The sequence below is a fragment of the Halomonas sp. DP1Y21-3 genome (genome assembly GCF_019801245.1).
In the GTDB taxonomy this organism is placed as follows: Bacteria; Pseudomonadota; Gammaproteobacteria; order Pseudomonadales; family Halomonadaceae; genus Halomonas; species Halomonas litopenaei.
The window spans coordinates 377,820-395,742 of sequence record NZ_JAHVJM010000003.1 but is presented as its reverse complement, the minus strand read 5'-3'; the positions used below and the strand labels follow the sequence as shown (position 1 = coordinate 395,742).

18 protein-coding genes are annotated in these 17,923 nt (G+C 64.8%); 5 read left to right on the top strand and 13 right to left on the bottom strand.

From position 1 onward, the window contains the following. Nucleotides 1-52: 52 nt before the first annotated feature. From KUV74_RS10495 to KUV74_RS10485, 3 genes are all read right to left on the bottom strand, one after another. On the bottom strand, nt 53-409 hold the full coding sequence (locus KUV74_RS10495) for a hypothetical protein (protein WP_045991653.1): 357 nt from the start codon (nt 407-409) through the stop codon (nt 53-55). A gap of 91 nt (nt 410-500) precedes the next feature. Continuing rightward, nucleotides 501-776 carry an HU family DNA-binding protein gene (locus tag KUV74_RS10490; RefSeq protein WP_045991652.1) on the bottom strand — a complete coding sequence of 92 codons (276 nt, stop codon included), beginning with the start codon at nt 774-776 and terminating at the stop codon, nt 501-503. A gap of 342 nt (nt 777-1,118) precedes the next feature. Continuing rightward, nucleotides 1,119-2,279, bottom strand: coding sequence for an FAD-dependent oxidoreductase (locus KUV74_RS10485; protein WP_222516275.1), 1,161 nt, complete (start codon nt 2,277-2,279; stop codon nt 1,119-1,121). Nucleotides 2,280-2,439: 160 nt separating this feature from the next. Here KUV74_RS10485 and KUV74_RS10480 point away from each other — a divergent pair, with 160 nt between their 5' ends. The 4 genes from KUV74_RS10480 to phoR all read left to right on the top strand — a co-directional run bounded on the left by KUV74_RS10480 (nt 2,440) and on the right by phoR (nt 6,428). Continuing rightward, complete coding sequence (locus tag KUV74_RS10480) at nt 2,440-3,078, top strand: chorismate--pyruvate lyase family protein (RefSeq protein ID WP_222516274.1); 639 nt, start codon at nt 2,440-2,442, stop codon at nt 3,076-3,078. A gap of 263 nt (nt 3,079-3,341) precedes the next feature. After that, complete coding sequence (ubiA, locus tag KUV74_RS10475; RefSeq protein WP_108131975.1) at nt 3,342-4,235, top strand: 4-hydroxybenzoate octaprenyltransferase; 894 nt, start codon at nt 3,342-3,344, stop codon at nt 4,233-4,235. A 114-nt stretch (nt 4,236-4,349) separates the two neighbouring features. After that, nucleotides 4,350-5,039 (top strand): phosphate regulon transcriptional regulator PhoB, encoded by a 690-nt coding sequence (gene phoB, locus KUV74_RS10470; protein WP_045991649.1) that lies wholly within the window; start codon nt 4,350-4,352, stop codon nt 5,037-5,039. Nucleotides 5,040-5,099: 60 nt separating this feature from the next. Continuing rightward, a complete protein-coding gene (gene phoR / locus KUV74_RS10465; RefSeq protein WP_222516273.1) occupies nt 5,100-6,428 on the top strand; it encodes a phosphate regulon sensor histidine kinase PhoR in 1,329 nt (442 codons plus the stop codon). A gap of 174 nt (nt 6,429-6,602) precedes the next feature. Here the strand turns inward: phoR and KUV74_RS10460 are convergent, their stop codons facing one another. From KUV74_RS10460 to KUV74_RS10430, 7 genes are all read right to left on the bottom strand, one after another. After that, nucleotides 6,603-6,938 carry a YnfA family protein gene (locus KUV74_RS10460; RefSeq protein ID WP_205254714.1) on the bottom strand — a complete coding sequence of 112 codons (336 nt, stop codon included), beginning with the start codon at nt 6,936-6,938 and terminating at the stop codon, nt 6,603-6,605. 73 nt (nt 6,939-7,011) lie between these two features. Beyond that, nucleotides 7,012-7,740, bottom strand: coding sequence for a sulfate transporter CysZ (cysZ, locus tag KUV74_RS10455; RefSeq protein WP_108449564.1), 729 nt, complete (start codon nt 7,738-7,740; stop codon nt 7,012-7,014). A gap of 139 nt (nt 7,741-7,879) precedes the next feature. After that, nucleotides 7,880-8,614, bottom strand: a complete 735-nt coding sequence (phoU, locus tag KUV74_RS10450) for a phosphate signaling complex protein PhoU (protein WP_045994487.1) — start codon at nt 8,612-8,614, stop codon at nt 7,880-7,882. A 32-nt stretch (nt 8,615-8,646) separates the two neighbouring features. Then, entirely contained in the window at nt 8,647-9,420 is a 774-nt protein-coding gene (pstB, locus tag KUV74_RS10445) for a phosphate ABC transporter ATP-binding protein PstB (protein WP_045994491.1), read from the bottom strand. A gap of 86 nt (nt 9,421-9,506) precedes the next feature. After that, entirely contained in the window at nt 9,507-11,042 is a 1,536-nt protein-coding gene (gene pstA, locus KUV74_RS10440; RefSeq protein WP_222516420.1) for a phosphate ABC transporter permease PstA, read from the bottom strand. A gap of 26 nt (nt 11,043-11,068) precedes the next feature. After that, on the bottom strand, nt 11,069-12,277 hold the full coding sequence (locus tag KUV74_RS10435; RefSeq protein WP_222516272.1) for an ABC transporter permease subunit: 1,209 nt from the start codon (nt 12,275-12,277) through the stop codon (nt 11,069-11,071). A gap of 84 nt (nt 12,278-12,361) precedes the next feature. Beyond that, a complete protein-coding gene (locus KUV74_RS10430) occupies nt 12,362-13,315 on the bottom strand; it encodes a PstS family phosphate ABC transporter substrate-binding protein (protein ID WP_260425358.1) in 954 nt (317 codons plus the stop codon). 184 nt (nt 13,316-13,499) lie between these two features. Between KUV74_RS10430 and KUV74_RS10425 the strand changes: the two genes are divergently transcribed. Next, nucleotides 13,500-13,907 (top strand): acyl-CoA thioesterase, encoded by a 408-nt coding sequence (locus tag KUV74_RS10425; RefSeq protein ID WP_124804648.1) that lies wholly within the window; start codon nt 13,500-13,502, stop codon nt 13,905-13,907. 208 nt (nt 13,908-14,115) lie between these two features. Here KUV74_RS10425 and KUV74_RS10420 read toward each other — a convergent pair whose 3' ends face one another. The 3 genes from KUV74_RS10420 to uvrD all read right to left on the bottom strand — a co-directional run bounded on the left by KUV74_RS10420 (nt 14,116) and on the right by uvrD (nt 17,866). Next, nucleotides 14,116-15,216, bottom strand: a complete 1,101-nt coding sequence (locus tag KUV74_RS10420) for a TRAP transporter substrate-binding protein (protein ID WP_045994484.1) — start codon at nt 15,214-15,216, stop codon at nt 14,116-14,118. 190 nt (nt 15,217-15,406) lie between these two features. Next, nucleotides 15,407-15,622: an aquaporin gene (locus tag KUV74_RS10415; RefSeq protein ID WP_261395299.1), complete on the bottom strand. Its 216-nt coding sequence runs from the start codon at nt 15,620-15,622 to the stop codon at nt 15,407-15,409. A gap of 39 nt (nt 15,623-15,661) precedes the next feature. Next, nucleotides 15,662-17,866, bottom strand: a complete 2,205-nt coding sequence (gene uvrD, locus KUV74_RS10410; protein WP_124804539.1) for a DNA helicase II — start codon at nt 17,864-17,866, stop codon at nt 15,662-15,664. Between the last annotated feature and the right edge of the window lie 57 nt (nt 17,867-17,923).

Below are 17,923 nucleotides of genomic sequence, written 5' to 3'. Positions count from 1 at the left end.
GGTGTGGGCCAGGTGTGGGCCAGGTGTGGGCCGGGTATGAATCAGGTGTGCCTCACAGGTGCTTGAGCAGACGCTGCAGCCGATCAAGATCCTGGGCGTCGCCCACCAGTCGCAGCTGGCCGGCCATCATGGCATCGAGGAAGGTGCGCTGGGAGGGGCGCCGGAGTACCTTGATCGCGGTCTGACTGTCCTGGAAGCGTAGTTCCAGATCGAGATCCACCGGCAGTCCGCGCTGACTCTCGATCCCCGTGGGACGCATGCGATAGTGGCGCGCGATGGACAGATCTTCGGTGGCGATGCCCCAGTCGAGCCCACCCCGGTCTTGCAGACGTTCGCGGAATCGCGCCTTGCGCTTGAAGGCCCGCTTGAGCATGACGCCCAGCAGCCACAGCATCAGTCTCAGGGTCATGTTGCCTCACCGGTCGACGGGTAGGCGCGGCCCGCTACCGGGCCGCGATATCGATCCACCGCCTGGAGGACAGGCGGTGGTAGTCGTCACCTCAGCGGGCGACTGCGTCCTTGAGCCCCTTGCCGGGCTTGAAGGCGACTGTCTTGCTGGCGGGAATCTTCAGCGGCTGGCCCGTCTGAGGGTTCTTGCCGGTGCGGGCGGCACGCTCGCGCACGGTGAAGGTGCCGAAGCCGATCAACGACACGTCCTGGCCGGAAGACACGCTACCGGTGATTTCGTCGAGGATGACGTTCAACACCTGGCTGGCCTTGTCCTTGGATAGATCGGCACGCTCGGCAATCGCCGCGGCGAGTTCTGGCTTGCGCATACAGCCCTCCTGGTTTGGCTTGATACTCCGGTGCCGTGACACCGGCATCATTGTTATGGAAACACTGTCCGAGTGTCCACACGGGCAGTCCCCGGCCCTGCGCCGTGACAACAGGATCGTTGACCACGACGATGAACATCACGGTGCGCTCAGCGCTTCCTGACTGTCTTTCGACTAGCGAGAGCCACCGCCGACGGGACCTTGCCTCTTCCATCGGTACGAAACCGGCGATACGACACCGGCCAGCCACACGTCGTGGCGGTCGTCCCCGATAGAATTGCCCTGCCTCGGTGGCACCTTCAACGACGGCTGTATCGCGTACAACCCGCGCCGTTGACGAACCTAGCCTAGCAACGGCGGTGCCGCCCGCGCCAGTTCGACTTTCCGACGAACGCATTTTCCCGTCAACGCAAAGCCCTGCAGACGCCCTTCGTCATCCTCGGCCAGGGCGCTGATATCCTCGCCGTCGGCCTCGATTCGCCAATGCACCTTGTCGGTCATCGGCGGCAGCGCCACCACCGGCAGCAGCGGCGTCTTGACCAGCACCGGCCAGGGCCCGTAGCGCACCTGGGTGGGACGACCGCACAGGGTCGCGGCCAGCGCCTTGGCCGAAGCCTGCAGCGGCTGCACGTACATCGCATTGACACCATCCACCGAGGCCACATCACCCAGCGCATGAACACGAGGATCGGAGCTTTTAAGATAGCGATCGACGACGATAGCATCACCATCTGTCGCGATACCGGCCTCTCGCGCCAGCCGAGAGCGCGGCTTCAGACCGGTGGCCACCAGCACCATATCCGCCTCCAGCTCATGGCCGTCGTCGAGGTGCACACCGATGTCACCGCCGGCACCTTCGAGCCTGCTCACCAGACGGCCATGGATGACGTCGATGCCGGCCTCGATGAAGGCCTGGCTCAGAGTCTGACCCAGTCGCCGGGGCAGCAATCTGGGCAACAACGAGGGTTCAGGGCCGACCAGGCAGACGCGATGACCACCGGCGTGCAGATCGTTGGCAAATTCACAGCCGACCAGTCCGAGGCCGACGATGGCCACCCGAGCCGGGCGCCCCAGCGCCTCGAGGCCTGCCGAAAAACGCCGATAGTCGTCGAGATCATTGATCGAGAACACCCGTCCGGCCAGGGCATCGGGAATCTCGAAGGGCGCCACGGGGCTGGCACCGGTGGCAATCACCAGATCCGACCAGGGCAGGCGTTCCTGGCCCAGGCACAGGGTGCGCGACGCCAGATCGATGGCATCGACCCTGGTGTGGGGACGTACCACCGCGCCCAGTTGATCGGCCAGTTCCAGCGCCGAGCGCGCGGCCAGCCGGTCCGCCGCCAGGCCCTTGGCGAAGCCGGTGGACAGCAGCGGTTTGGAATAGTCATCGCCTGAGTCGGCGCTGATCAGGGTGATCGGTCGGTGGGCGTCCAGCGCCCGCACCTGGCGTGCCAGGCCTATGCCCGCCATGCCGGTACCGATGATGGTCAAGGGTCCTTGCATCGCTTCCTTCGACTCTGCCGACGACCGCCGGGCGGTCGCTGTTGAAGCTGGGCCGGCCCGCACGGGGCCACACCAGCGGGTGAGTGCTGGGCCACATGGTACACTATGCGCCGACCGACCGGAGCACCGCCTCCGGTGACGACAGCCCTGCCGAGGCCGCATGACACAGCTTCCTTCCACATTCCGCTCCCTGGGGGAGCGCTCGGGGTCCGGACCGGGTAATCCCGCGCCAGCCACAGCCTCTTCGCCGAATGCCGACGCGGCCGATATCGTCGACCCCGGCTGGGTGTCGCTGGCCTCCGGTGGCATCGCGGTGCCCGCTGACTGGCACGCCTGGCTGGCCTCGCGGGACTCCCTGACAGAACGCCTAATCGAGGCGGCAGGCGCCGGGCACTTTCGCGTACGCCTGCTGGCGGAGGCCAAGGGCCTGCCGTGGCCGGACGAGGCCCACGTGCTGGGTCTGGCCAGCGACGAGCAGGCCTGGCTGCGCGAGGTCGCCCTGTGCGTGGACGAGGAGCCCTGGGTGGTGGCGCGCAGCGTGGCACCGATCGTCGAGCGTCACGACGCTCCCTTCGAAGGCCTCGGCGAGACCTCTCTCGGCAGCTGGCTGTTTCGCCAGCCCGATCTCGAGCGCAGCGCCATTCAGATCGGCCGTAACTCGAGGCCGATCCACGGCTATACCGGGCTGTGGCAACGCCGCTCGGTATTTCGTCACAGCGGCTGGGTGCTGCTGGTGCAGGAGAGCTTTATGCCGGCCATGGGCCGGGCGTTGTCGCTAGCCGCCTCGGCCACCGGCTGACTCCCTGTTGTCGCCCTCTTCGGACACCGAGGCGCCAACCATGGCGTGGGCTGACGGTAGCCCGCCGAAGCCCTGTACGGATGATGATGGCCTACTGGTCTTGTCGTGCCGGTCGAGCCTGGCTGGGCTCGCCTTGCTGGTCATGGCCGTCGGCTCGCGCTAGGCTGCGCCAAGGCTTCTCGGCGATGTTTCTCCGAGAAGCGACTTTTGCCCGGCTTACGCCTCATTTTCGCCTGACCTGCGCCAGAGCATGAGAGAGACCGATGGATCGTTCGCTGCTGCGTCCCCCTGGATACCTGAACCGAATTCCCGACTTTCTGGCGCTGATGCGTCTGGACCGCCCCATCGGTACCTGGCTGTTGATGTGGCCGACCCTGTGGGCGCTGTGGGTGGCCTCCGAGGGCATTCCGGGCCGTGACACCCTGCTGATCTTCGTCGCCGGCGTCTACCTGATGCGAGCGGCGGGCTGCGTGGTCAACGACTACGCCGATCGCCACTTCGATGGCCACGTCAAACGCACCAAGAACCGACCGCTGGCTACCGGCCGCATCAGTGAGCGGGAGGCCAAGGTGCTGTTCGTGTGTCTGCTGGGATCGGCCTTCGCGCTGGTCTGGCTGACCAACGGCTTTACCGTGTGGCTGTCGTTGATCGGAGCGGTGCTGGCCGCCAGCTATCCCTTCATGAAGCGCTACACCCACTTCCCCCAGGTGGTGCTGGGCGCGGCCTTCTCCTGGGCCATTCCGATGGCCTTCGGCGCGGTGCTCGGCGAAGTCCCGATGGTCGCCTGGCTGCTGTTTACCGCCAACGTGCTGTGGACGGTGGCCTACGACACCGAATACGCCATGGTCGACCGCGACGACGACCTCAAGATCGGCATCAAGTCCACCGCGGTGCTGTTCGGCCGCTGGGACACCCGCATCATTGCGCTGTTGCAGCTGGCCACCCTGGGGCTGCTGGCCTGGGCCGGCAGCCTGCTGGCGCTGGGCGGCTTCTTCTGGCTCGGCTGGCTGGCCATGGGCGCGACCTTTGTCCACCAGCAGCGGCTGATCAAGAGCCGTGACCGCGACCGTTGCTTCCAAGCCTTTCTCAACAACCACTGGTCGGGCCTATTGCTGTTCGCCGGACTCGGACTGAGCCTCTATCCCTCCCTCGGGTGAGGGAAATGCCCGTCTCGGTCGCACGACAATGGATACAATGTCATCTAATTGTCACATTGACGTGGTGTCATTTGTCACCGTCGAGTGTAAGACCCTGACCAAGAGGCTCCCGGGATGACCGCCAAGACCGTACTGATCGTCGATGACGAAGCTCCGATCCGTGAAATGATCGCGGTGGCGCTGGAAATGGCCGACTACCGGGTGCTCGAGGCGGACAATGCTCAGGCCGCCCACGCCATCATCGTCGATGACCAGCCAGACCTGCTGTTGCTGGACTGGATGATGCCGGGTACCAGCGGCATCGAACTGGCCCGCCGGCTCAAGCGCGAGGAAACCACCGCAGAGCTGCCGATCATCCTGCTCACCGCCAAGGGTGAGGAGGACAACAAAATCCAGGGCCTCGAAGCCGGCGCCGACGACTACATCACCAAGCCATTCTCGCCGCGAGAACTGGTAGCCCGACTCAAGGCAGTGCTGCGACGCGCCACTCCGCGGGGCGTCGAGGACCCGGTGGAGGTGGAAGGCCTCAAGCTCGACCCGGTCAGCCATCGCGTCAGCGTCGACGGCAAGTCGCTGGACATGGGCCCCACCGAATATCGCCTGCTGCAGTTCTTCATGACCCACCAGGAGCGCGCCTACACCCGTGGCCAGTTGCTCGATCAGGTCTGGGGTGGCAACGTCTACGTCGAAGAACGTACCGTCGACGTGCATATCCGCCGCCTGCGCAAGGCCCTGGGGGAACCCCATCAGCAACTGATCCAGACCGTACGCGGTACCGGTTATCGCTTTTCGGCCAAGGTCTGAGCGAGCCATCGACGCAACGCAGCACCAGGAGGGATGAGGTGAACGGAGCCGAGAACTGACGTGGGTCGTCTGTGGAGACGAGAAGTCTGGCGCCTGGCCGTGCTGGTGGGTCTCGGCGCCTTGCTGGGCTGGCCCTTCTCGCTGTCCAGCGTAGGCATCGGCCTGGGCCTGGCGCTTGGGCTCAGCTATCACCTGCGCAACCTGCACGCGATGCACGACTGGCTAACCCACCGTCCCCAGCAGGAACCTCCCACCGCCAGTGGCCTGTGGGGCGAGCTGTTCGATCGCCTCTATCGCTACCAGAAAGGCCAGCGGATCACCCAGCGCCGCCTGCGCTCGACCCTCCAGCGTATCCAGGAGTCGTCCGAGGCGATGCGCGACAGCGTGGTGATGCTCGATCGCCACGGCGACCTGGAGTGGTGGAACAGCTCTGCCGAGCGCATGCTCGGCCTGAAGCCGGCGCTGGACCGCGGCCAGCACATCACCAACCTGCTGCGCGACCCGCGCTTCGTCGGCTACTTCAATGCCCGTGACTACCGCGAACCGCTGAGCCTGCCCTCCCCCATCGACGAGAACATGATCCTGCAGTTCCAGATCACCCTGTACGGTGACGATGAACGCCTGGTCATGGCCCGCGATATCACCCGTCTGCATCGCCTGGAACAGATGCGCCGCGACTTCGTCGCCAACGTCTCCCACGAGCTGCGCACGCCGTTGACCGTGCTCACCGGCTACCTGGAGACCTACAGCGACATGGCCGACATGCTGCCGGAGCGCCTGGGCAAGGGGGTCGCCCAGATGCAGAGCCAGACGCGCCGCATGCAGAATCTGGTCAACGACCTGCTGCTGCTGTCACGACTCGAGAACGACCAGGGCGGCAGCGACCACGTTCGCCTCGACCCCACCACCCTGCTGCAGGCGGTCAAGCGCGACGCCGAGGCATTGTCAGGCGGGCGCCAGCAGATCGAGGTCGTCGTCGAAGAATCGCGCAGTCTCACCGGCAGCGAGAAGGAGATGCACAGCGCGGTCTCCAACCTGGCCTTCAATGCGGTGCGCTACGCCGGTGACGGCGCCCATATCACGCTACGCTGGCGTGCCTACGGCGAAGGCGCCTGCCTCGAGGTGGAAGACGACGGCGAAGGCATCGATCCGAGGCACCTGCCACGCCTTACCGAACGCTTCTACCGGGTCGACAAGGGCCGCAGCACCGCCACCGGTGGTACCGGCCTGGGGCTTGCCATCGTCAAGCACGTGCTGCTGCGCCACGAGGCACGCCTGGATATCGACTCCCGACTCGGCGAGGGCGCAACCTTCCGCTGCATCTTTCCCTCGAGCCGGCTGGCAGCGGCCGACCCGGTGGCGCTCGGCCGCGCCGGCGCTGTGCACTAGGGCTTGTCTGAAAAGTGCCTGCGCTCGGTAATACGGCGTTAAAAATCGGATCAAAATGCTCATTTACACCCCGTAAACTGCGCTGTCTCACCGATTTTTGCCTTGTCTAACCTTCGCTCGTCGACTTTTCGGACAGCGCCTAGGCCCCGCCAGGACGAACAGGGCGTGCTCCCATCAGCTCCTGGGCCCCAGCAGGATGACCGCGGCACCCACCAGACACAGCGCGCCCCCGATCAGGTCCCAGCGATCCGGCAGGCGCTGCTCGACCCACCACAGCCAGCCCAGCGACGCCACGATGTAGACGCCCCCGTAAGCGGCAAAGGCACGCCCTGCGTAGTCGGCATCGATCTGACTGAGCAGCCAGGCGAAGGCCACCAGACTCGCCACCGCGGGCAGCAACCACCATGCCGAGGCGTCATCTCGCCACCAGCGCCACACCGCAAAGCAACCGGCGATCTCGGCCAGCGCCGCCGCGATATAGAGCAAAAGACTTGGCAACAGCGCCGTCATGGCCACTCCCTGCTATCCCCTTTTGACGCCGTACGGCCATCGACAGCGCCGATAGCGGTGATCAAACTGCTGCTCAACGCCGAACCACCGGCAACTGCCGATAGTGCTGATCCCACATCAGCACCGCGCCGGCCACGGCCCCGGGGATCAGAAACAGGTTGGCCAGCGGGATCCAGGTGATCAAGGTCACCAGGCCACCGAAGCTGAGACTCGGCCACCAGCGCGCCGACAGGCGCTTGCGCATATCGGCGAAGCTGACCTTGTTGTTATCCATCGGGTAGTCGAGGTAAGTGATCGCCATGACCCAGGCGCTGAAGGCCGCCCACAACAGCGGCGCGATCAGGTTGACCACCGGAATCCAGCTCAGGATAAACAGCCCGATCATGCGCGGCAGGATATAGGCCAGCTTCAACAGCTCCCTGCCCAGGGCGTCGAGACCGGTCTTGAGCCAGCCACGATCATCGATGGGCTCGCGGCCGGTCAGCTCGACCTCGGCCCGGGCTGCCAGGAAGCCGTAGAAGGGGGCGGCGATCAGGTGGGTAACCAAGGTAAAGCTGAAGAACACGATCAGCACGAGGCTGACCACAAACAACGGCCAGATCAGCCAGTCGAGCCATTCCAGCCAGCTCGGCACCATGGCCATCCAGCTATCGAGCCAGCCACCGAACTCACCGAGCACGTAGCTGAGCATGCCGGCGTAGACCAGCAGGTTGACCAGAATGGGAAGAAACACATAACGACGCAGGCCCTGGCTATAGACCAGGCGGGTTCCGCGGCGGACCGCCTCGAGGGCATTCAGCATGACATCGATCCTTGGCAGTGGCTGAAGATGACAGTGCCCCAACGACATCGGGCCATCGTCTCGACGATGGCCCGATGCTCAGAGTGCAGGCAACGACCCTGACGGGGCCGGCCTATTGACGCCGCTCAGGGCGTCGAGGTCAAGACGTGCTGCTGTCGTCGAGCAGTTCCTGGTTGAGGTCGTCAGGGTCGATGTGACGGATATCCAGGCCCTTGACCAGATAGATGACGTACTCGGCCAGGTTGTTGGCGTGATCGCCGACACGCTCCAGCGCGCGCAGGATCCACATGATGCCCAGTACCGGAGAGATCGAACGCGCATCCTCCATCATGAAGGTCATCAGCGAGCGCATGGCGCTCTGATACTCGCTGTCGACCCGCTCGTCTTCCTGCACCACCTGCATCGCCAGTTCGGTGTCGAAACGCGCGAAGGAGGTCAGGGCGTCACGCATCATGTGACGCACGTGCTCGCTGATATTGCGCACCTCGACGAAGCCGCGGGTGCCGTTGTTGCCGTCGACCAGTTCGATGGCGTTGCGCGCGATCTTGCTGGCCTCATCACCGATACGCTCGAGATCCGACGCCGCACGAATCACCGCCAGTACCAGTCGCAGGTCCGAGGCCGCCGGCTGACGGCGTGCCAGCACGCGGGTACACTCGTCGTCGATCTTGACCTGCATGTCATTGACCGCACGGTCGTTGTCGACCACACGAGAGGCCAGTGCAGAGTCGGCGTCGAGCAACGAACTGACGGCATCCTGCACCTGCTTTTCCACCAGGCCACCCATGGCCATCAGGTGGGTCTTGAGTTCCTCGAGCTCATGATTGAACTGCCTCGAGATGTGCTGGCTGTGGGTATCGCTGGTGATATCCATGAAGGTCTCCTGAAGAAGCATGGGACGGGACGCTAGCCCACCATGCGTCCAGTGATGTAGTTTTCGGTGCGCCTCAGGCGCGGATGCGTGAACAGGGTGTCGGTCGGGCCGTACTCCACCAGCTCACCGTTGTGCAAAAACGCCGTATAGTCCGACACCCGCGCCGCCTGCTGCATGTTGTGGGTCACCAGCACCAGGGTCAGATGCGGCTTGAGTGTGCGAATCAGCTCCTCGATCTTCAGCGTCGAGATCGGATCCAGGGCCGAGGCCGGCTCGTCGAGCAACAGCACCTCGGGTTCCACCGCCAGGGTCCGGGCGATGACCAGACGCTGCTGCTGGCCTCCCGAGAGCGACCAGGCCGACGCCCGTAGACGCCCCTTGACCTCGTCCCACAGCGCCGCCGACTTCAGTGCCCATTCGACCACATCGTCGATGCGGCGCTTGCTCAAGCCTCCCTGCAGACGCAGGCCAAAGGCGACGTTGTCGTAGATCGACATGGGGAAGGGGTTCGGTGCCTGAAACACCATGCCCACCCGACGCCTGAGCTCGGCCACCGCCACCCTGGGGTCATGGATATCGTGGCCGTCCAGATGAATCTGGCCGTGACGACTGACGTCCTCATTGAGGTCGTGCAGACGATTCAAGGCGCGCAACAGCGTCGACTTGCCGCAGCCCGACGGCCCGATAAAGGCCGTGACCCGATGGCGTGGAATGCGCAGGGTCAGATCCTTGAGCGCCGTCTTGCCGCCATAGGCCAGGGTCAAACCCTGGATATCCAGGCAGGTATCGGCCGCGGAAAACTCCATGACCGCCCCGCGTCGATTTCCCAGTCTTGCCTGGGCCAGCTGACGCTTGGGCAGCTCGCCATCGATGGACATTGCCTCTCCCTGCATCATCGGCGCACCGGGGCACCATGACGCTTACGCAAATAGTGACGCATGAATATTGCAGTCAGGTTAAGCACCAGAATCACCGTGACCAGCAGTAGCGCTGTGGCATACACCAGCGGCATCGCCGCCTGGACATCGCTGGAGTGAAAGGCCGCGTCATAGATGTGATACCCCAGGTGCATGAACTTCCTTTCAAGGTGGAGGAAGGGAAACTCCCCGTCCAGCGGCACCTGCGGCGCCAGCTTGGCGACCCCGACCAGCATCAGCGGCGCCACCTCGCCGGCGGCCCGGGCCACCGCCAGGATCAGGCCGGTCAGCATCGCCGGCGTGGCCATCGGCAGCACCACCCGCGTCAGGGTCTCGAAGCGCGTGGCCCCAAGCGCCAGGGCGCCTTCACGCTGGTGCAGCGGGATCCGCGAAAGACCTTCTTCGGTGGCCACGATCACCACCGGCAAGGTCAACAGCGCCAGGGTCAGCGAGGCCCACAGCAGCCCGCCGGTGCCGAAGGTCGGCGAGGGCAGCGTCGATTCGAAGAACCAGCGATCGATGCTGCCGCCGATGCCATAGACGAAGACCCCCAGGCCGAACACGCCGTAGACGATGGACGGCACCCCGGCCAGATTGCGCACGCCGATCCGGACGAGTCGGGTCAATCGACCCTGGTGGGCCACCTCATTGAGATAGACCGCCGCCAGCACCCCGAAAGGCGTGACCAGAATCGACATCAACAGCACCATCAGGATGGTGCCGAAGATCGCCGGCCAGACGCCACCAGCGGTATTGGCGTCGCGTGGCCCCTGGGACAGAAACTGCCACAGCTCCCGCACCCAGTGGCCGAGTTTTTCATGCCAGGCCATGGCGTTGGGGCGCCAGGCCTCGAGTATCTCGGCAAGGGCTTGTTCCTGACGGCGCCCTTGACCATTCTCGAGCACCACCAGGTCACCCTGCATGCGCTGCTGAAGCTCACTGGCCCGGCGCTGCAGGTCGGCCAGACGCCGATCCTCCGAGCGGTGGCCATCCTGGTCTTCCATGCTGCGGATCAGCGGTAATATCTCGTCGTGGGTCAGACGCCGACGTTCGTCGCGCAGGGCATTGATCTCCTTCAGCCGGGACTCGAGCACCGTCCAGGCATCCGGACCGGTCAAGCGCTGATCACCCGACTGCAAGGCCACCAGACGCCCCAGGAAGGTGCCCCAGTGGCGCCGCTCCAGCACCACCAGATCCTCCGGCGTGGTGTCTTCGGTGATCTGGTCATTGGCGAGCCACCGCCAGATGCCACCGCCGTCATCACGATTGGCGGTCAGATAGCGCCGCTCCAGCCCCTGCCCGGAGGGTAGCTCGCGGGTCTCCAGGGGAACCCCTATCACCGTCTCACCGCTCTTCAGGGTCAACTGGTGGACCGTCGCTGGCCAGAAATTGGCCAGGCCCTTGACGCTCAACAGCACCAGCAAGGCCCCCAGCATGATCAGCGACAGCGCCACCGAGGCCGCTGCCAACCAGGCCCAGGGGCCCTCTCGGGTGCGCCGCTTGCCGGGCATGCCCACCGCGGTGTGACCGGGAATCTTCACGCGTCCCCCTTACGCCGGGTAAAACGACGCTTCAGACGGGCACGCACCACCTCGGCCAGGGTGTTGACCAGAAAGGTGAAGGCAAACAGGGCCAGGGCCGCCAGCAGCAGCAGCCGATAGTGACTGCCCCCGGGTGCGGCTTCCGGCAGTTCGATGGCGATGCTCGAGGCCAGCGACCTCAAGCCATCCAGCGGGCTCGCCGTCATCAGCGCGCTGTTGCCGCTGGCCATCAGCACGATCATGGTCTCGCCCACGGCGCGCCCGGCGCCGATCATGATCGCCGAAAAGACACCGGGCAGCGCCACCGGCAGCATCACCCGGGTGAGCGTCTGCCAGCGGGTCGCGCCCATGGCCTGGGCGCCTTCGGCCAACTCCCGAGGCACATCGCTCAGCGCATCCTCGGCAAGCGCGTAGATGCCGGGAATCACCGCAAAGCCCATGGCCAGCCCGACGATCAAGGCGTTGCGTGCCTGCACGTCGAGTCCCCAGGAATCCTCGACCCACAGGCGCAAGTCGCCATCGAACCACCATCCTTCCCACATCGGCGCCACGCTCATCGCCAGCCACACCAGCAGCAACAGGCAGGGGATCAACCACAGGGCCGCCCAGCGTAACGTCAGGGCAGCCTTAAGCCGATCGGGCAACCACCGGTAGCCCAACGCCAGCAGCACCACCGCCGCGGGCAGCACCACCACAATCGACAGCGACTGCGCCAGGTGACGTTCGACCCAGGGCCCCAGCGCCAGACCGGCGATAAACCCCAGCACCACGCTGGGCATCGCCTCCATCAGCTCCAGCGTCGGCTTGAGCCGTGCGCGCAGGCCGGGAGACATGTACAGGCTGGAGTGCGCCGCAGCACCCAGCGCCAGGGGAATCGCCACCACCAACGCCCAGGCGGCCGCTTCCAGGGTGCCCCACAACAGCGGGGCCAGGCTCGCCTGGGGCACCGCGGCGTCATCCAGCCGATGGGGCAGCCAGCGATACTCGGGCTCGCCGCTCACGTCTGGCGATGACCACAGCGCCTCCAGCGGAAAGCTTGCGCCATCCGGCCAGAACAGCGGCAGCACCTCGACCAGCAGAAATACCGCAATGGCGACCACCGCCAACAGCACGCCAACCCCTCCGGCCGTGATCAGCATGGTCGCCAGGCGGTCACGTCGCTGTCTCGTCTGGTGCAGTGAGGTTATCGGAGAAGGGTCAGACATTGATCTTGGGCCATCGGTATATAGCGAAAGATTACGACAACTTCATGACACCCAGATGACAACCCGACCGGGGCCTGGCATCTCTCAAGGCCCGTCCCGTGGCAGTTCAGCCAGCCCCAGGGCATGTCGCTGAGCGGCCAGCACAGACGGCGGTAGCGCCACGAAACCCAGCTCCTTGACCACCCGCTGGCCCGAGGGTGACAGCACCATGTCGAGAAAGGCCCGTTCGACGTCGGGAAGCTCGCCCTCGGGGGGGCGATTGACGTAGATCAACAGGTCCCGTGACAACGGATAGCCGCCGCTTCGCAGCGATTGTCGGCGCGGAAGAATCCCGTCTTCGGCGTTGCCGATCGCTACCGCCTTGACGTCCGCATTCAAGTGATTCAGGCCGGCGTAACCGATGCCTGCGGGATCGTCACCCACGGCGGCCACCACGGCGGCAGAGCCCGCCGACACCATGACCGATACCTTGAATTCGCCGTCACACAGGGCGCGGCGACGAAACAATCCATGGGTGCCGGAGACCGCGTTGCGCCCATACAGGTGGATGGTGCCCCCCGGACGCTCGAGCCCCAGCTGCTGCCAGCGCTCGATGCTCTCGCTGGCACCGCACGCGAGGGTGTCGGAAAAGATCGCATCGAGCTCTGCTCGAGACAGTCGAGACAAGGGGTTGTGGCGATTGACCACCACCACCAGGGCATCCTTGCCGACCACCACCGGCGTTGGCGCGTAGCCATGGCGCTCGATGAAGGCCGCGGACTCGTCCTCCTGCATGGGTCTGGACATGGGGCCCAGCAGGGTGGTGCCGGCGATCAGGGCAGGCGGTGCACTGGCCGAACCAGCCACCTGAAGCTGCAGCCTGACCCCCGGTCGCTGTTCTTCGAACTGCTCGCCCCATCGCAGCATCAACTCCGCCATGGTATCCGAGCCTATCGCATCGAGAGAGCCGGCCACGTCATGGGCGGCAACCTTCGCCGACACCAGCATGGCGGCCAACACCAGACCCGATATCAGGCTCGAGGCCGCTCTCGATGCCACGTTCGACACCGCTCCTGGTCCCGAGCTTGAAGACAACAGCGTGCGCTTGAGCGCACCTATGCAACGCGACAACCTAGACATGCGCTCCCCTGGGCGTTTCATGACACCAACGGTAGAGAAAGACTGACCCGGGTGGGTACCATGACGACACAACAACATCCACGACCAGGCGCCGCCCACCATGATGACAGAACTCGATGACGTTCCCGTGCCAAAGGGACAGCTGACGCTCCAGCTGGCCGCGACACGACAGCATACCAATGCCCACGGCGATATCCCGGCAGGTTGGCTGGTGGGCCTGATGGATCAGGCCGCGGAATGGACCGCCAGCCGCGAGGCGATGGGACGTACCGCCACCGTCGCCATCGAAGGCATGGACTTTCTGTGCCCGGTGCGTGTCGGCTCGCTGGTCTGCGTCTACACCGAGGTGCGCGATATCGGCCACAGTTCCATCAAGATCGACGTGGAGGTCTGGATCCGGTCCCTCCAGGACGCCGAAGACGCCGACCTGCACAAGGTCACCGAGGCACGCCATGTGATGGTGGCACTGGATGACAACGGTCGCATACGCGGCGTCCGATCCGATACCTGAGCGATACCTCAGCAAGAGCTGGGAACGCGACCGGCGAGAGAGAGGTGCGAGCTAGACCTGCAAGCTAGTCCTGCGAACTAGACCTGCAAGATAGCCCTTCAAGAGAGGCGCGCCCGTGGCGCGCCTGGTTTTCCGTCGCTAGCCTTCATCACCTCGCCAGGCCCGTCACCGCCGGGTCTGTGCCACCACTTTTGAGCCTCGTCTGGCGTCAGGACTCGCCTTGGCCAAGCACGCTATCGCGGGCCTTCAGGTAGGCGAACTCACCGACGTCAGAGAACTTGCGTACCTGGCTCTGGAAATTGCGATAGGACTCGTAGATCCGCGCCGACGCCTCGTCGTTGTCGACCTGCTTCTGCAGCACCTGCTGCGAGGAGTCATGCAGGGCCGCCAGTACTTCCTCCGGAAACGAGCGCAGCTTGACGCCATGCTCATTGACCAGGGCGTCCAGGGCCTCGGCGTTGCGGAAGGCAAATTCGCTGATCATGGCCAGGTTGGAGGCCTTGGCGGCTTCGTTGACCACCGCCTTGAGGTCATCGGGCAGCGCATTCCAGGCATCCAGGTTGACCGTGCCTTCCAGCACCGCGCTGGGTTCATTCCAGGCCGAGGTGTAGTAGTAGTCCGCCACCTGATGCAGACCAAAGGCCAGATCATTGTAGGGCCCCACCCAGTCGGCGGCATCGAGCACGCCGGTCTGCAGGGAGGTGAAGATCTCGCTACCCGGTATGGTCAGTGTGGTCACGCCGATCCCGGCCATCGCCTCGCCGGCGAGCCCTGGCAGACGCAGCTTGAGGCCCTGCATATCCTCGAGCGAGTTGATTTCCTTCTTGAACCAGCCAGCCATCTGGGTGCCGGTGTTACCCACCGCGAAAGGCTTGAGGTTGTGGTCGGCGTAGAGCTCGTCCCACAGCTCCTGGCCGCCGCCGTAGTACAGCCAGGCGTTGGTCTCGGTGGTGGTCATGCCGAAGGGCACGGCGGTAAAGAACTGAGAAGCCGCGACCTTGCCCCGCCAGTAGTAGGAAGCGGAGTGGCCCATCTCGGCGGTTCCCTGGGACACGGCGTCAAAGACCTCCATCGGCGGTACCATCTCGCCGGCACCATGGACCCTGACCTTCATGCGTCCGCCGGACATCCGCTCGATACGCGCTGCCAGATCGTTGGCTCCGGTGCCGAGGGCCGGAAAGTTCTTGGGCCAGGAGGTCACCATGTTCCAGGTGATGGTTTCCTGTGCGCTGGCAGTATTGACGAAGGGGGCGGCGGCCACGCCGGCGGCGCCGAGGCCGGCTGTCCTGAGGAAGGAACGACGTTCCATGGGGCGAGCTCCTGAAGCTTGTAGTGTCGACGCCGGGAGCGCAGGGAGCCGCGCTGAAGCGCCATTCCCCGCGCTCGGCGTGGTGTCCGCCAAGCAGTATGCGGCAAAGCGAAATTCGCCTGCAAGCCACCACCACGCAGGTCGGCCCGGAGATGGCCGGGCCGGTTTCCTGCGTCTTGCTCAAGTCACCTCAGGTCGCCTGCTCGCCCACCGGTCGAGCGCATCCGATCAGGCGGTAGACAAGCGCACCCAGCACACCACCGATCAGCGGCGCCACCCAGAATAACCACAGCTGCGCCAGCGCCCAGTCACCCACGAACACCGCCACCGCCGTGCTACGCGCCGGATTGACCGAGGTGTTGGTCACCGGGATGCTGATCAGATGGATCAGTGTCAGCAGGCCCATGGCGGTCACCGGCGCCTTGATGACTAGACTGAGACCCCGCTACAGCGCCTCCAGCTTGGCGAAGCCCAGCACCAGCCACTTGTCGCCGTGGCCTTCGAAGCTGACCTGGACACGGGCCCGCTCGCCCTCTCCTTCGGCGTTGAGGATGACCCCCTCCCCGAATACCGGATGGCGTACCCGCTGGCCCAGCGACAAGGCAGGTAGATCGCCGCTGGCCTCCACGGTCGTCTGGGCGAAGCGCGACGGCGTTGGCCGGGCGCTGACCGGACGTGACACCTGGCCACGCAGACGCACTTCCTCGAGCAGCGACTCCGGCAATTCACGCAGAAAGCGCGACGGGCGCTGAAAGGTCTCCTTGCCGTGCATGCGACGGATCTCGGCGTGGGTGAGGTAGAGCTTCTGCATGGCGCGCGTGACCCCTACGTAGCAGAGCCTGCGCTCCTCCTCCAGGCGCCCGGGTTCTTCCAGCGACATGCGGTGGGGAAACAGGCCTTCCTCGACCCCGGCCACGAACACGATGGGAAATTCGAGTCCCTTGGCCGAGTGCAGCGTCATCAACTGGACGCTGTCCTCGAATTCGTCGGCCTCGTGCTCGCCGGCGTTGAGGGCAGCTTCGGCCAGAAAGGCTTCCAGCGCGGCCATGCCCTCCCCGGCTTCGACGTTGTCCAGCGTCTCGCCCTGGGTGAAGGCACGGGCGGCGTTGATCAGCTCTTCCAGGTTCTCGACCCGGGCCTGCCCCTTTTCCCCCTTCTCGCTCAGATGATGGTCGATCAGACCACTGCGTTGATTCACGTGGGCGATGATCTCGTGAAGCGCCATCCCCGAGGTGTCGTTGTCGAGGCCTTCGATCAAATTGGCAAAGGCACCCACGGCGTTGGCCGCACGCCCCTTGAGCGAGCCGTCAGTCAGGGTGTCGTGGATCGCCTGCCACAGCGACACTTCGGTACGACGGGCGCGATCGCGCAGCCCCTCCACGGTGCGGGTACCGATACCGCGGGCAGGGACATTGATCACCCGCTCCAGCGAGGCATCGTCGTCGCGGTTGAGCAGCAGCCGCAGGTAGGCCAGGGCGTTCTTGATCTCGAGGCGCTCGTAGAAGCGCTGGCCCCCGTAGATGCGGTAGGGCATGCCCTGGCGGATCAGGGTCTCCTCGATGACGCGGGACTGGGCGTTGGAGCGATAGAGGATGGCCACCTCCTGGCGCTTGAACCCCTCGTCGACCTTTTCCTTGATGGTGTCGACGATGAAGCGCGCCTCCTCCATGTCGTTGAAACCGGCGTAGACAGAAATCGGTTCGCCACGACTGCCGGCGGTCCACAGCTCCTTGCCCATGCGATCCGAGTTCTGCTTGATCAGGGCGTTGGCGGCGTCGAGGATGGCGCTGGTGGAGCGATAGTTCTGCTCCAGGCGCACCGTTTTGGTGTCGCTGAACTCCTGCTCGAAGCGACGAATGTTTTCCACCCGCGCCCCGCGCCAGCCGTAGATCGACTGGTCGTCATCGCCGACCACCGTCATCGGCGTGCGCTGTCCGGTCAACAGCTTCAGCCAGGCATACTGCAGGGTGTTGGTATCCTGAAACTCGTCGACCAGTACGTGGGCGAAGCGCTCCTGATAGTGGGCCAGCAGAGCAGGATTGTCGCGCAACAGCTCGAGGCTTCTGAGCAGCAGCTCGCCAAAGTCGACCAGGCCACCACGTTCGCAGGTCAGCTGGTAGACGTCATACAGCGCCACCATCTGCTCCACGTAGGCGTCACCGTTGATCCGGACCTGGTGAGGACGCAATCCCTCCTCTTTGCAGCCGCTGATAAACGACTGCACCTGACGGGGCGGAAAACGCTCGTCGTCGATCTTGTTGTCCTTCAACAGGCGCTTGATCAGACGTAGCTGATCATCGGAGTCGATGATCTGGAAGTGCTGGGGCAGACGAGCATCCTGCCAGTGGGTACGCAGCAGGCGGTGGGCGATGGAGTGAAAGGTACCCACCCAGACATGGCGCAACGAGATCCCCAGCAACGCCTCCAGGCGAGTGCGCATCTCCCTGGCGGCCTTGTTGGTGAAGGTCACCGCCAGCACCGCGTAGGGCGAGAGACCTTCCGCCTGCATCAGCCAGGCGATGCGATGGACCAGCACGCGGGTCTTGCCGGAACCGGCGCCGGCGAGCACCAGCATATTGCCCTGGGGAGCGCAGACCGCCTCATGCTGCGCCGCATTGAGGCCGTCGATGATCGCCGTGACGTCGTCCATGGAGAAGGCACCGCTCGAGATCGAAAATGGGCGCCCAGTCTACCACAGCGATGCTGG

Bases quoted from the DNA above. Each gene is read 5' to 3' on its own strand.
- KUV74_RS10495 (WP_045991653.1), bottom strand. From the start codon at position 409: ATGACCCTGAGACTGATGCTGTGGCTGCTGGGCGTCATGCTCAAGCGG.
- KUV74_RS10490 (WP_045991652.1), bottom strand. From the start codon at position 776: ATGCGCAAGCCAGAACTCGCCGCGGCGATTGCCGAGCGTGCCGATCTA.
- KUV74_RS10485 (WP_222516275.1), bottom strand. From the start codon at position 2,279: ATGCAAGGACCCTTGACCATCATCGGTACCGGCATGGCGGGCATAGGC.
- KUV74_RS10480 (WP_222516274.1), top strand. From the start codon at position 2,440: ATGACACAGCTTCCTTCCACATTCCGCTCCCTGGGGGAGCGCTCGGGG.
- ubiA (WP_108131975.1), top strand. From the start codon at position 3,342: ATGGATCGTTCGCTGCTGCGTCCCCCTGGATACCTGAACCGAATTCCC.
- phoB (WP_045991649.1), top strand. From the start codon at position 4,350: ATGACCGCCAAGACCGTACTGATCGTCGATGACGAAGCTCCGATCCGT.
- KUV74_RS10460 (WP_205254714.1), bottom strand. From the start codon at position 6,938: ATGACGGCGCTGTTGCCAAGTCTTTTGCTCTATATCGCGGCGGCGCTG.
- cysZ (WP_108449564.1), bottom strand. From the start codon at position 7,740: ATGCTGAATGCCCTCGAGGCGGTCCGCCGCGGAACCCGCCTGGTCTAT.
- phoU (WP_045994487.1), bottom strand. From the start codon at position 8,614: ATGGATATCACCAGCGATACCCACAGCCAGCACATCTCGAGGCAGTTC.
- pstB (WP_045994491.1), bottom strand. From the start codon at position 9,420: ATGGAGTTTTCCGCGGCCGATACCTGCCTGGATATCCAGGGTTTGACC.
- pstA (WP_222516420.1), bottom strand. From the start codon at position 11,042: ATGCCCGGCAAGCGGCGCACCCGAGAGGGCCCCTGGGCCTGGTTGGCA.
- KUV74_RS10435 (WP_222516272.1), bottom strand. From the start codon at position 12,277: ATGTCTGACCCTTCTCCGATAACCTCACTGCACCAGACGAGACAGCGA.
- KUV74_RS10425 (WP_124804648.1), top strand. From the start codon at position 13,500: ATGACAGAACTCGATGACGTTCCCGTGCCAAAGGGACAGCTGACGCTC.
- KUV74_RS10420 (WP_045994484.1), bottom strand. From the start codon at position 15,216: ATGGAACGTCGTTCCTTCCTCAGGACAGCCGGCCTCGGCGCCGCCGGC.
- KUV74_RS10415 (WP_261395299.1), bottom strand. From the start codon at position 15,622: ATGGGCCTGCTGACACTGATCCATCTGATCAGCATCCCGGTGACCAAC.
- uvrD (WP_124804539.1), bottom strand. From the start codon at position 17,866: ATGGACGACGTCACGGCGATCATCGACGGCCTCAATGCGGCGCAGCAT.